The sequence below is a fragment of the Micrococcus sp. HG099 genome, from assembly GCF_024723355.1.
GTDB classification, from domain to species: domain Bacteria; phylum Actinomycetota; class Actinomycetes; order Actinomycetales; family Micrococcaceae; genus Micrococcus; species Micrococcus endophyticus.
The window spans coordinates 1-12220 of record NZ_JANQCJ010000069.1 but is presented as its reverse complement, the minus strand read 5'-3'; the positions used below and the strand labels follow the sequence as shown (position 1 = coordinate 12220).

Genomic DNA, 12220 nt, shown 5'->3' with positions numbered 1-12220 from the left:
GTCCACGGGCGCGGGGGCGCCCGCCTTCATCACGGGCTCCACCTCCGTGGGCCGCTCCGCCAGCCCCGTCACCTGCGAGGGACGCTTGGCGACGCGCGGGCGCAGCACCGCCAGGGGCGCGCCGAGCCGCGAGGAATGGTCCGGCAGCGCCGGCCCGCCCGACGCCGCCGAGCCGGAGCCGGCGACCGCCGGCTCCACCGACACGGGGGCCGAGAGCGAGTTCGCGATGAAGCACAGCCGGTGCGCCTCGGCGTGCAGGGCGTCCGCGCGCTCGCGGTCCGCCTCGTCCTGCAGAGCGACCTCAGGGCGCAGCGTCACGGCCGCGAACCGGCCCGCGCCGTCCCCGTCCACCTCCAGCACGCCCTCCGCCGCGCACGCCATCCCGGTGACCACGAGACCGCTGGTCGCGGCGACATGCAGATAGGAGAGCACATGGCACTCGGCGAGCGCGCCGAGCAGAAGGGTCTCGGGGTTCCACTTCGAGTCGTCGCCGCGGAAGGGACGGGCGGCCGAGGCGTGGATCTCGCCGACGGCGGCGTCCTGGATCACCACGGAGCGGTCGTACTCGCGGACTCCGGAGGTGCCGGTGCCGCGGTTGCCGGTCCACTCGGTGCGCAGGGCGAAGGTGTGCTTCATGGGCCCCACCCTAGTGCCGCCGGCGGACACGGCACGGGGCCGGACCCCGAGAGGGACCCGGCCCCGTGCACTGCGTTCAGCACCGCGGGCGGCGCGCTCAGGCGCTCGCCGACACCTCGTGCACGTGTGCGGCGGCGTGCTCGCGGGCGGCCAGGGCGCGGACGGTCTCGTCGCGGCCCTCGGCCAGCACGCGGGACAGGCCGGCGCGGGTGCCCGCCGTCTTCTCGGAGAGCGCGGTGGCGCGCTGCGCCGTCTCCTCGCTCACCTGCGCGGCCGGGTAGCCGAGCACGGCCGCGGTCTCGGCCATCTCGTGCGAGCGCGAGTCCCACATGGCCTCGACGCCCTCGAAGTAGGCGTCCGCGAACGGGGCCAGCAGGGCGGGCTCGTGCGCGCGGGCGAAGCCGATCAGGGCCTGGCGCTGCTCCGTGTTGGACAGCTCCCCGGCCATGACGCGGTCCCAGGCCGCCTGCTTGGCCTCGGCCGTGGGCACGGCGGCGCGGGCCTGGATGGCGGCCAGGGCGCCGGTGGCGGTGGCGTCCTCGCGCTCGGCGGCGGCGATCTCCGCCTCCCCGGCGCGGCCGGCCGCCACGAGCGCGGTGAGCAGCTCCCAGCGCAGGTCCGTGGTCAGGTCGAGGCCGGGCACGGTGTGCGTGCCGTCCACGACGCCGGCCAGGCGGTCCAGCTGGGCGGCGGTGCGGGCGTGGAGGGCGAACGCCTTCACGAACTGCAGCTGGCTGTCCGAGCCGTCCTCGGCGCCCGCCACGAGGCCCCACAGGCGGTCGGCCACGGCCGCGCGGGCCGCCGTCGACTGCTCCTCGGGCAGGTACTGGCCGAGGGACGTGGCGAGCTGGCGCAGCAGGGTCTGCACCACGGACGAGTCCTGCTCGTGGCCGATGTTGGCCAGGATCAGGTCCGCGAACCACGCGGCCGAGGCCTCGCCGTCGCGCACGGCGTCCCACGCGGCGCCCCACAGCAGGGTGCGGGCCAGCGAGGAGTCCACGTCCTTGAGGCGCGTGGAGGCGGCCTCCCACGAGGCGTCGTCGAGGCGGAGCTTGGCGTAGGCCAGGTCGTCGTCGTTGGGAAGGATCAGGGCGGGACGACGGCGGCCGGCGGCCTCGGCGACCTCGGTCACCTCGCCGGCCACGTCGAGTTCGAAGCGCTCGGTGCGGGTCAGGCGGCCCGTGGCCTCGTCGACGTCGTAGAAGCCGACCGCGAGGCGGTGCGGGCGCAGCACGGCGTCGCCGGGGGCGGACGGGGAGCCGTCCGGGGCGCTCTGGCGCAGGCGCAGGGCGGTGATGACGCCGGCCTCGTCCGTCTCCACCTCGGTGCGGAGGGTGTTCACGCCGGAGGTCTCGAGCCACACGCGGGTCCACTCGGACAGGTCCCGGCCGGAGGCGGCCTCGAGCTCCGACATCAGGTCCGGCAGCTCGGTGTTCGACCAGGCGTGCTTGGCGATGTACGCGCGCACGCCGGCCATGAAGTTCTCCTGGCCCACCCACGCCACGAGCTGGCGCAGCACGGAGGCGCCCTTCGCGTAGGTGATGCCGTCGAAGTTCACGAGCACGTCGTCGAGGTCGCGGATCTGCGCCTTGATGGGGTGCGTGGAGGAGAGCTGGTCCTGGCGGTAGGCCCAGTTCTTCTCCATGGAGGAGAACGTGGTCCAGGAGCCGGTGTACCGGGTGTTCTCGGCGGCGGCGAGCGTGGACATGAACTCGGCGAAGGACTCGTTGAGCCACAGGTCGTTCCACCAGCGCATGGTCACGAGGTCGCCGAACCACATGTGGGCCAGCTCGTGGAGGATCGTGATGGCGCGGCGCTCCACCATCGCCTCGGGCACGGTGCCGCGGAAGACGTAGGACTCGAGGAAGGTCACGCATCCGGCGTTCTCCATGGCGCCGGCGTTGAACTCCGGCACGAACAGCTGGTCGTACTTCTCGAACGGGTAGGGGTGGCCGTACTGGGCCTCGAAGAACTCGAAGCCCTGGCGGGTCAGCTCGAACACGTTGTCCGCGTCCAGGTGCTCCACGAGGGAGGCGCGGCAGTAGACGCCCAGCGGGATGGTGCGGCCGTCCGCGCTGGTCAGCTCCGAGTGCACGGCGGCGTACGGGCCGGCCACGAGGGCCGTGATGTAGGAGGAGATGCGCGGGGTGGGCACGAACTCCCAGACGGCGGCGTCCACGCCGGAGAGCTGGTCCTCGTTCTCCACCACGCCGAGGCCGCGGCGCGAGGCCTCCGGCTGGTTGGAGACCACGGCCCAATGGGCGGGGGCGGTGACGGTGAAGCGGAACGCGGCCTTGAGGTCGGGCTGCTCGAACACGGCGAACATGCGGCGGGAGTCCGGCACCTCGAACTGGGTGTAGAGGTAGACCTCCTGGTCCACCGGGTCCACGAAGCGGTGCAGGCCCTCGCCGGTGTTGCTGTAGTCGCCGAGGCCCTCCACCACGAGGGTGTTCTGGGCGGCCAGGGGGCCGATGGGCAGGCGGGCGCCGTCGTAGTCCTCGACCGCCACGCGCTCGCCGTTGAGGGTGACCTCGGGGGCCTGCGAGGCCACGAAGTCGATCCACGTGTGCGTGCCCACCGCGTCCTCGGACGCCGCGAAGGTCACGGTGGAGGCGGTCCGGAAGCGCTCCGGCCCGTGGGTGAGGTCCAGGCTCACCTCGTACGCGTCCACGGTGAGGGCGGCGGCGCGCTGGGCGGCCTCCTCGCGGGTGATGTTCAGGCGGGCGGACGAGCTCACGGAACCTCCAGGGGGATCGGCGGGGGACGGGCCCCGCGGACGGCGGGGCTGCACGACGACGGCGCGGGGCGGGTGTGCCCCGGCTCACGTCGCCCGCCCATGGTGTCACAGGCGGCGGACGCGCCCGGCGCGACGCGGAGCCCGGCGGGGCTGCGTCGGTGCCGGCGCCTGCGCCGTCAGTACGATGGGGGCGTCCCGCCGACCCCGCCGAACAGGAGCCTGAAGCATGCGCGTCCACATCGCCACCGACCACGCCGGCATGGAGCTGTCCGCCCACCTCGTCGAGCACCTGCGCGGGAAGGGCTACGAGATGGTGGACCACGGCCCCGAGGAGTACGACGCGCTGGACGACTACCCGGGCTTCTGCATCAACGCCGCCCGCGCCGTGGTGGCGGACCGGGAGAAGGGCCTGGACTCGCTGGGCATCGTGCTCGGCGGCTCCGGCAACGGCGAGCAGATCGCCGCGAACAAGGTGGCCGGCGTCCGCGCCGCCCTGGCCTGGAACCTGGACACGGCCAAGCTGGCGCGCGAGCACAACGACGCCAACGTCGTCGCCGTCGGCGGCCGCCAGCACTCGCTCGAGGAGGCCACCGAGCTCATCGAGGCGTTCCTGGCCGAACCGTTCTCCCGGGACGAGCGCCACGTGCGCCGCATCGGGAAGATCGCACACTACGAGACCACCGGAGAGGTGCTGATGTGAGTGCCTGAGGGCCACTCCGTCCACCGTCTCGCGCGCCAGTTCACCGACGTCTTCGGCGGCCGCCGGATCCGCACCACGAGTCCGCAGGGGCGCTTCACCGAGGGCGCCGCGCGCATGGACGGGCAGGTCCTCGAGGCCGCCCGCGCGCACGGCAAGCACTTCTTCGCCGACCTCGCGGACGGGCACGTGCTCAACGTGCACCTGGGCATGTACGGGGCCTGGAGCTTCGGCGGCGACGAGCGGTTCGACGCCGCCTCCTCGATCGGCGCGCCCCGCCGGATCGGGGAGCGCGAGGTCCACGCCGACGGCGCCGCGGCCGCCGAGCCCGACCGGGATGACGACGGCTGGGTGCTCCCGCCGCCGCCGGTCCCCACCGTGCGGCTGCGCGTGCGCGCCGAGCACGGTTGGGCGGACCTGATCGGGGCGAGCACGTGCCGACTGCTCACGCCGGCGGAGGCGGGCGACGTCGTCGCGAAGCTGGGCCCGGACCCGCTCAACGACGACGACCCCGCGCCCTTCCTGGACCTCGCCGGCCGCACACGCCGGCCGATCGGCGCGGTCCTCATGGACCAGGCCGCCGTCGGCGGGATCGGCAACATCTTCCGCGCCGAGGCGCTGTTCCGCGCCGGGCTGGACCCGTGGCGTCCGTCGAACGCCGTGCCGCGCGAGGTGCTCCGGCGGCTCTGGTCGGACAACGCGGAGCTGATGCGGGAGGGCGTGCGCCTGGGGCGGATCGTGACGACACGGCCCGAGCACCGCCCCGGCGTGCCCGCCGAGCAGGCGTGGCCCGAGCACGCGAACTACGTGTACCAGCGGCAGGGGAGCCCCTGCCTGGTGTGCGGGCAGGACGCGATCGTGGTGGAGGAGATGGCCGCCCGCAAGCTGTACCGCTGCACGGTCTGCCAGCGCTGACGCGCGGAGGTGCCGGCGTGCCGGGTCGGAGCCCCCCACCCGGCGGATCGACGGAAACGGCCCGGATCGATGGAACGGCCGTCGATCCGGGCCGTTTCCGTCGATCTGAACGGCTCCGGCGCAGTGCGGGGGCCGGGGCCGGCGCCGGCGTGACGACCCCCGGGAAAGCCGAGAGCCGGGCCGTCGCTCTCTCGGCGACGACCCGGCTCCGGACGGTGGAGGGGATGACGGGAATCGAACCCGCGTAGCCAGTTTGGAAGACTGGGGCTCTACCATTGAGCTACATCCCCGCAGGCCCGCGCACGGCGCGGACCAGCGGCTGACACACTACCACGGCGCCTCCCGCCGGCCGTGGACCAGGAGGACCCATGTCCCGCTCGAGGACGCCGCGCCCCGCCCTCCGCGCCCTCGCCGAGGCCCTCCCGCGCCGCCGTCGGCTGCCGCTGCGGGGGAGCACCGTGCTGATCACCGGCGGGGCCTCCGGCATCGGCCGGCTCATGGCCCTCGGCGCCGCCCGCCGGGGCGCCGCCCGCGTGGTCGTCTGGGACCTGGACCTGTCCGCCGCCGAGACCGTCGCCGCCGAGGCCCGCGCCCTGGACGCGGACGCCGTCGCGGAGCGCGTGGACGTCACGGACGCCGTCGCCGTCGAGGCGGCGGCCGCCCGCGCCGGGGCGGTGGACGTGGCAGTGAACAACGCGGGGGTCGTCACCGGCGCCCGGCTCGAGGACGCCACGGAGGAGGGCATCCGCCGCACCTTCGAGGTCAACGCGCTCGCCCCCTACTGGCTGACCCGCGCCGTGCTGCCGGGCATGAAGGCCCGGGACCGCGGCGCCGTCGTCGTGATCGCCTCGGCCGCGGGCCTCGTGGGGGTCGCCCGCCAGACGGACTACTCCGCCACCAAGCACGCCGCCGTCGGCTTCGCGGAGTCCCTCTCCGCCGAGCTGCGCAAGGACGGCAGCGCCGTCACCGCCCTGGCCGTGTGCCCCTTCTACATCGACACCGGGATGTTCGACGGCGTGCGCTCCCGCATCCCATGGCTGCTGCCCGTGCTGCAGCAGGAGGAGGTCGCCGAGCAGGTGCTGGACGCCGTCGAGGCCGGCCGCACCCGCCTGCCGCTGCCCCGCGCCGTCGGACTCCTCGCGCCGCTGCGCGCCCTGCCGACCCCCGCCTTCGACTGGGCGATGGACCTGATGGGCGTGAACGACACGATGGACGGGTTCACGGGCCGCCGACCCGCCGTCGACGTGCCCGCCCCCGACCCGCGAGTTTTCGCGCCCGACGGGACGGCGCGCTAGGATTCCACAGTCTGCCCTCGGGCAGTGCCTCGGGTGCCCGCGAGCATCCACCGCGCACCCCGCCGGCGTCGGGGACGACCGCGGGGTGTAGCTCAGCTTGGTAGAGCGCGCGCTTTGGGAGCGTGAGGCCGCAGGTTCAAATCCTGTCACCCCGACTCGACGTCAAGACATCAACCCACCAGCAGCAACAGGAGCCATCCGTGGTCAAGTCCACCGCAGAGAACCTCAGCCCGACCCGCGTCAAGCTGAACGTCGAGGTGCCGTTCGAGGAGGTGAAGCCGTCCCTGGACAAGGCGTACAAGGACATCGCCAACCAGGTGCAGATCCCCGGCTTCCGCAAGGGCAAGATCCCCGCGCGCCTGATCGAGCAGCGCTTCGGCCGCGAGGCCGTGGTGGACCAGGCCGTCAACGAGGGCCTGAACACCTGGTTCTCCGCCGCCATCTCCGAGGCCGGGCTCACCCCCATCTCCCGCCCCGAGGTGGACGTGACCGCCACCCCGGACTCCGAGAACGCCGAGGGCCCGGTCGTCTTCACCGCCGAGTTCGACGTGCGCCCCACCATCGAGCTGCCCGACTACAAGGGCCTCAAGGTCACCGTGGAGCCGGCGAAGGCCACCGAGGAGGACGAGCAGAAGGCCCTCGACGCCCTGCGCTCCCGCTTCGGCTCGCTCAAGGACGTGGACCGCCCGGCCGCCCAGGACGACTTCGTCACCATGAACCTCACCGCCTCCGTGGACGGCGAGCAGGTGGACCAGGCCGAGGGCCTGTCCTACCAGGTCGGTGCCGGCACCATGCTCGAGGGCATCGACGAGGCCCTCGACGGCCTCTCCGCCGGCGAGGACGCCACCTTCGAGTCCACCCTCAACGGCGGCGAGCACGACGGCAAGACCGCCGTGGTCAAGCTCGAGCTGACCGCCGTCAAGGAGCGCGAGCTGCCCGAGGCCGACGACGAGTTCGCCCAGCTGGCCTCCGAGTTCGACACCATCGACGAGCTCAAGGAGGACCTGAAGAAGCAGGCCGCCGAGGACGCCGTCAACCGCCAGGGCGTCGAGGCCCGCGACAAGGTGCTCGCCGAGCTCGCCAAGCTGGTCGAGGTGCCCGTGCCGGACGGCGTGATCACCGAGCAGGTCGAGCAGCACTTCTCCGCCGGCGGCCACGCCGCGGGGGACGACCACGACACCCCGGAGCACCGCGCCGAGCTCGAGGCCAACACCCGCGAGGCGTTCGCCAACGAGGTCATCCTGGACGAGGTCGCCGAGGCCGAGGAGGTCACCGTCGACCAGGGCGAGCTGATCGAGTACATCATCGCCACCTCCTCCGAGTACGGCATGGACCCGAACCAGTTCGCCATGATGCTCGACCAGGGCGGCCAGATCCCGATGATCATGGGCGAGGTCCGCCGCCGCAAGGCGCTCGCCAAGGTCCTCGAGTTCGCCGAGGTCACCGACACCGACGGCAAGGCCGTGGACCTCAAGGCCTTCGTGACCCCGGGCGGCCAGGAGGCCCTCGACGCCGAGGCCGAGGGCGCCGACCCGGCCGAGGCCGAGGAGAAGCCGGCCAAGAAGGCCGCCGCCAAGAAGCCGGCCGCCAAGAAGGCCCCGGCCAAGAAGAAGGCCGAGGAGAAGGCCGACGAGGCCGAGGCGGCGGAGCAGGCCTGATCCGCCCGGCGGTGGAGCACCCCGCCGACCACGACGACGGCGCCCCCGGTCCGAGAGCCGGGGGCGCCGTCGTCGTCCCCGGGACGGGCGCCCCGCCAACCTGCGCCAACAGCGAAACGACGCCGGCGCTCGCCCGAGCGCCGGGGCGCCCGACTAGTCTCGGACTCGATCAGGGACCCGTCCGCCCGCGCGAGCCGCGGCCGGCCGACAGGCCCGTGGACATCTCGACAGGAAGGCGGAAGTGATGACCGACATCACCCCCAGCATGCGTTCGGTGGACCCGGCGCAGCGCGAGGATTTCCTCTACACCCAGCTGCTGAAGTCCCGCATCGTCTGGCTCGGCGAGGACGTCCGCGACGACAACGCCAACGCGATCTGCTCGCAGCTGCTCCTGCTCTCGGCCGAGGACCCCGAGAAGGACATCTACCTGTACATCAACTCCCCGGGCGGCTCCGTCACCGCGGGCATGGCGATCTACGACACGATGCAGTACATCCCGAACGACGTGGTCACCGTGGCCACCGGCCTCGCCGCCTCCATGGGCCAGTTCCTGCTGGCCTCCGGCACCAAGGGCAAGCGCTACGCCACCCCCCACGCCCGCGTCCTGATGCACCAGCCCTCGGGCGGCATCGGCGGCACCGAGTCGGACATCCGCATCCAGGCCCAGCTCATCCTGCACATGAAGCAGGTCATGGCGGAGCTGACCGCCGAGCAGACCGGCCAGTCCGTGGAGACCATCCTCGAGGACAACGCGCGGGACAAGTGGTTCACCGCGAAGGAGGCCCTCGAGTACGGCTTCATCGACCACATCGCCGACCGCGCCGCGTCCGTGACCGGCGGCGGCGGCGTCCAGGGCTGAGCCCGCCCGGACCGCCCAGAGACTCTCGAGGAGACCAAGAATGACCCAGTTCCCCGCCGGGCTCCCCACCGGGACCCCCAGCATGCCGACGCCCGACGCGCGCTACATCCTCCCGCAGTTCGAGGAGCGCACCCCCTACGGCTTCAAGCGCCAGGACCCCTACGCCAAGCTGTTCGAGGACCGCATCGTGTTCCTCGGCTCCCAGGTGGACGACGCGTCCGCGGACGACGTCATGGCGCAGCTGCTCGTGCTGGAGGCCATGGACTCCGAGCGCGACATCACGCTCTACATCAACTCGCCGGGCGGCTCCTTCACCGCCATGACGGCCATCTACGACACGATGCAGTTCATCCGTCCCGAGGTGCAGACCGTGTGCCTGGGCCAGGCGGCCTCCGCCGCGGCGGTCCTGCTGGCCGCCGGCGCCCCCGGCAAGCGCCTCGCGCTGCCCAACGCGCGCGTGCTGATCCACCAGCCCGCCATGCAGGGCGACCGCGGCACCGCCACGGACCTGGAGATCCACGCCCAGGAGATCAACCGGATGCGCGTGTGGATGGAGGAGACGCTGGCCTCGCTCACGGACCGCACCCCGGAGGAGGTCTCCCGGGACATCGACCGGGACAAGTTCCTCTCGGCCGAGCAGGCCCTCGAGTACGGCCTCGTGGACGAGGTCCTGGCCTCCCGCAAGATCACCCGCCCCGCGGGCTGATCCCCGCCGCTCCCGTCCGAGGGGCCCCGTCGCGCGCGTCGCGGCCGGGCCCCTCGCGGACTCTCCGGGACCCGGTCCCTTAACGTGTCCGCCCGCGCCCGTATGCTGGACGGGATCTGTCAGCGACGTCCCCCGCATCGGGGCGCACGTCCCCGCCCCTGCCCTCGAGGAGACCCCCATCATGGCGCGTATCGGAGAGAGCGCTGACCTGCTCAAGTGCTCGTTCTGCGGGAAGAGCCAGAAGCAGGTGCGCAAGCTCATCGCCGGGCCGGGCGTGTACATCTGCGACGAGTGCATCGAGCTCTGCAACGAGATCATCGAGGAGGAGCTCGGAGAGGCGGCGGACTCGGACGAGATGGTCCTGCCCACGCCGCAGGAGATCTTCGACCACCTCGAGGGCTACGTGATCGGCCAGGAGGTCGCCAAGCGCTCCCTCGCCGTGGCCGTCTACAACCACTACAAGCGCGTGCGGGGGCCACAGGGGCGCGGGGGAGACCTCGCGGACCGGCTCACCGAGCGGGACGACCTCGCGGACGTCGAGGTGGGCAAGTCCAACATCCTCATGGTGGGCCCCACCGGCTCCGGCAAGACCTACCTCGCGCAGACCCTGGCCCGCCGCCTGAACGTGCCCTTCGCGGTCGCGGACGCCACGAGCCTCACCGAGGCCGGCTACGTGGGCGAGGACGTGGAGAACATCCTCCTCAAGCTGATCCAGGCCGCGGACTACGACGTCAAGAAGGCCGAGCAGGGGATCATCTACATCGACGAGATCGACAAGATCTCCCGCAAGTCCGAGAACCCCTCCATCACCCGGGACGTCTCCGGAGAGGGCGTGCAGCAGGCGCTGCTGAAGATCCTCGAGGGCACGGTCGCCTCCGTGCCGCCGCAGGGCGGGCGCAAGCACCCGCACCAGGAGTTCCTGCAGATCGACACGTCCAACGTGCTGTTCATCGTGGCCGGCGCCTTCGCGGGCCTGGACGAGATCATCGGCTCCCGGGCCGGCCGCAAGGGCATCGGCTTCGGCGCCCCGCTCAACCACCTGGGCGCCGGCGAGGTCTCCTACGCGGACGTGCGCCCCGAGGACCTGCTCAAGTTCGGCCTCATTCCCGAGTTCATCGGCCGCCTGCCCGTGATCACCACCGTGGAGGACCTCACCCACGAGCAGCTCGTGCGGGTGCTCACCGAGCCGAACAACGCCCTGCTGAAGCAGTACCAGAAGCTGTTCCTCATGGACGGCGTGGAGCTGGAGTTCGAGCCGGAGGCCCTGGACGCCGTCGTGGAGCTGGCCGAGGCCCGGGGCACCGGCGCCCGCGGGCTGCGCTCCATCATGGAGGACGTCCTGAAGCCGGTCATGTTCGAACTGCCCTCGCGCACGGACGTCGGCACCGTCGTCATCTCCGGCGAGGCGGTGCGCGGCGAGGCCGAGCCCGTGCTGATCCCCGCCGAGGTCGAGCGCCGCCGCCGCGGCCGCAGCGCCTGACGGGCCGCCCGCCGGGAATGCCCGGGCCGCCGGCCCGGTTGGCCCAGGCATGAGCGAGAACACCCAGCCCGTCGTCGACTTCTACTTCGACCCCACCTGCCCCTTCGCCTGGATCACCTCCCGGTGGATCCTGGAGGTGGAGAAGGTCCGGGACATCCAGGTGAAGTTCCACCAGATGTCCCTGTACATGCTCAACGAGGGCCGTGACCTGCCCGAGGACTACCGCCGCTCCACCGACCGCGGCCTGATCCCCGGCCGCGGCACCCAGCACGTGGGCGCCGAGCACCCCGAGCGCCTGGCCGAGTGGTACACCGCCCTGGGCACCCGCATCCACAACGAGGGCCAGAAGGACTACGAGGCGGCCCTTACCGGCGCCGCCGAGGACCTCGGCCTGGACCCGGCCCCCATCCTCGCGGCCACCGAGACTGACGCCGAGGACGAGCGCCTGCGCGAGAAGCAGCGGGCCGCCGAGGAGCTCGTGGGCAACGATGTCGGCACCCCGGTGGTGTCCTTCAACGGCACCGCGTTCTTCGGCCCGGTGCTCACCCGCATCCCGCGCGGCGAGGAGGCCGGGCGCATCTTCGACGGCGCCGTGGCCCTGGCCGAGTACCCGTACTTCTACGAGATCAAGCGCGCCCGCACCACCGACCCGCAGTTCGACTGAGCCTCCGCCCCGCCTGCGGGGCCCGCACACGACGACGGCCGCACACCCCCCCCGTGGGGTGCGCGGCCGTCGTCGTGTCCGGGCCTGCCGGGGTCCGGTCCTCGGCGTCCCGTCAGCACCGGTCGTCGTCCATCGGCTCACCGAGAGGCGTAGAACGTGCCCTCTCAGCGGCTAAGAAGGCGCCCATGCGGGCTCGAAGAGGGCGGTGTGCCGTCGGTGTGGTGGTCATGGTGCTTTCCCTCCCCTCGGTGATGCGTGTCACACAAGCACCTTCGGTTGGAGGTGGCCACACCTGCCGTCCACGGAGTCAGCGGAACGTCTGCTCCTCAGCCCCGCGCGATGCGACCAGCGGCGCGGATCATCGGCACCTGCAGGGGGAGCCGGCCGAGCGCGAGGGCGCGCCACGGCCAGGAGCGGCCACGCCAGCGCCAGGCCATCCACGCGTTGCCCGGCCACACGCCCAGGAACAGCGCCTGGGCCGCGCGGCCGCCGGCCCGGCGGGTTCGGGGCGCCGCCAGCATGCCGGCGACGGCCAGCTCGGCCACCCCGGACCCCACTGTCCAGGCGCCGCCT

The 12220-nt window shown here is 72.7% G+C and carries 11 protein-coding genes and 2 tRNA genes; 9 read left to right on the top strand and 4 right to left on the bottom strand.

The window, feature by feature from the left end:
• Both NWP10_RS07425 and pepN read right to left on the bottom strand, forming a co-directional pair.
• On the bottom strand, nucleotides 1-636 hold a 636-nt coding region (locus NWP10_RS07425), incomplete at its 3' end, for an OsmC family protein (protein WP_309137712.1).
• Nucleotides 637-733: 97 nt separating this feature from the next.
• Nucleotides 734-3373 carry an aminopeptidase N gene (gene pepN, locus NWP10_RS07420; RefSeq protein ID WP_258300407.1) on the bottom strand — a complete coding sequence of 880 codons (2640 nt, stop codon included), beginning with the start codon at nucleotides 3371-3373 and terminating at the stop codon, nucleotides 734-736.
• 226 nt (nucleotides 3374-3599) lie between these two features.
• Between pepN and NWP10_RS07415 the strand changes: the two genes are divergently transcribed.
• Nucleotides 3600-4073 carry a ribose-5-phosphate isomerase gene (locus tag NWP10_RS07415; RefSeq protein WP_184171356.1) on the top strand — a complete coding sequence of 158 codons (474 nt, stop codon included), beginning with the start codon at nucleotides 3600-3602 and terminating at the stop codon, nucleotides 4071-4073.
• Nucleotides 4074-4985, top strand: coding sequence for an Fpg/Nei family DNA glycosylase (locus NWP10_RS07410; RefSeq protein ID WP_258300406.1), 912 nt, complete (start codon nucleotides 4074-4076; stop codon nucleotides 4983-4985).
• Nucleotides 4986-5201: 216 nt separating this feature from the next.
• On the opposite strand, the gene NWP10_RS07405 is transcribed toward NWP10_RS07410, so the two are convergent.
• Nucleotides 5202-5275 (bottom strand) — tRNA-Gly (locus tag NWP10_RS07405).
• Between the two features lie 78 nt (nucleotides 5276-5353).
• Here NWP10_RS07405 and NWP10_RS07400 point away from each other — a divergent pair.
• The 7 genes from NWP10_RS07400 (at nucleotide 5354) to NWP10_RS07370 (ending at nucleotide 11647) form a co-directional block, all read left to right on the top strand.
• Nucleotides 5354-6280: an SDR family NAD(P)-dependent oxidoreductase gene (locus NWP10_RS07400; protein WP_258300405.1), complete on the top strand. Its 927-nt coding sequence runs from the start codon at nucleotides 5354-5356 to the stop codon at nucleotides 6278-6280.
• 81 nt (nucleotides 6281-6361) lie between these two features.
• Nucleotides 6362-6435 (top strand) — tRNA-Pro (locus NWP10_RS07395).
• A gap of 45 nt (nucleotides 6436-6480) precedes the next feature.
• Entirely contained in the window at nucleotides 6481-7938 is a 1458-nt protein-coding gene (gene tig, locus NWP10_RS07390) for a trigger factor (RefSeq protein ID WP_258300404.1), read from the top strand.
• A 244-nt stretch (nucleotides 7939-8182) separates the two neighbouring features.
• On the top strand, nucleotides 8183-8797 hold the full coding sequence (locus NWP10_RS07385) for a ClpP family protease (protein WP_184171349.1): 615 nt from the start codon (nucleotides 8183-8185) through the stop codon (nucleotides 8795-8797).
• Nucleotides 8798-8837: 40 nt separating this feature from the next.
• Nucleotides 8838-9503: an ATP-dependent Clp protease proteolytic subunit gene (locus NWP10_RS07380; RefSeq protein WP_017488705.1), complete on the top strand. Its 666-nt coding sequence runs from the start codon at nucleotides 8838-8840 to the stop codon at nucleotides 9501-9503.
• 181 nt (nucleotides 9504-9684) lie between these two features.
• Nucleotides 9685-10983: an ATP-dependent Clp protease ATP-binding subunit ClpX gene (gene clpX, locus NWP10_RS07375; protein ID WP_017488706.1), complete on the top strand. Its 1299-nt coding sequence runs from the start codon at nucleotides 9685-9687 to the stop codon at nucleotides 10981-10983.
• Between the two features lie 49 nt (nucleotides 10984-11032).
• Nucleotides 11033-11647 carry a DsbA family protein gene (locus tag NWP10_RS07370; RefSeq protein WP_017488707.1) on the top strand — a complete coding sequence of 205 codons (615 nt, stop codon included), beginning with the start codon at nucleotides 11033-11035 and terminating at the stop codon, nucleotides 11645-11647.
• Nucleotides 11648-11973: 326 nt separating this feature from the next.
• Here the strand turns inward: NWP10_RS07370 and NWP10_RS07365 are convergent.
• Nucleotides 11974-12220, bottom strand: a 247-nt coding sequence (locus tag NWP10_RS07365; RefSeq protein ID WP_258300403.1) for a hypothetical protein, incomplete at its 5' end; no start/stop codon positions are given.

Bases quoted from the DNA above. Each gene is read 5' to 3' on its own strand.
- NWP10_RS07400 (WP_258300405.1), top strand. From the start codon at position 5,354: ATGTCCCGCTCGAGGACGCCGCGCCCCGCCCTCCGCGCCCTCGCCGAG.
- NWP10_RS07370 (WP_017488707.1), top strand. From the start codon at position 11,033: ATGAGCGAGAACACCCAGCCCGTCGTCGACTTCTACTTCGACCCCACC.
- NWP10_RS07385 (WP_184171349.1), top strand. From the start codon at position 8,183: ATGACCGACATCACCCCCAGCATGCGTTCGGTGGACCCGGCGCAGCGC.
- NWP10_RS07415 (WP_184171356.1), top strand. From the start codon at position 3,600: ATGCGCGTCCACATCGCCACCGACCACGCCGGCATGGAGCTGTCCGCC.
- clpX (WP_017488706.1), top strand. From the start codon at position 9,685: ATGGCGCGTATCGGAGAGAGCGCTGACCTGCTCAAGTGCTCGTTCTGC.
- NWP10_RS07380 (WP_017488705.1), top strand. From the start codon at position 8,838: ATGACCCAGTTCCCCGCCGGGCTCCCCACCGGGACCCCCAGCATGCCG.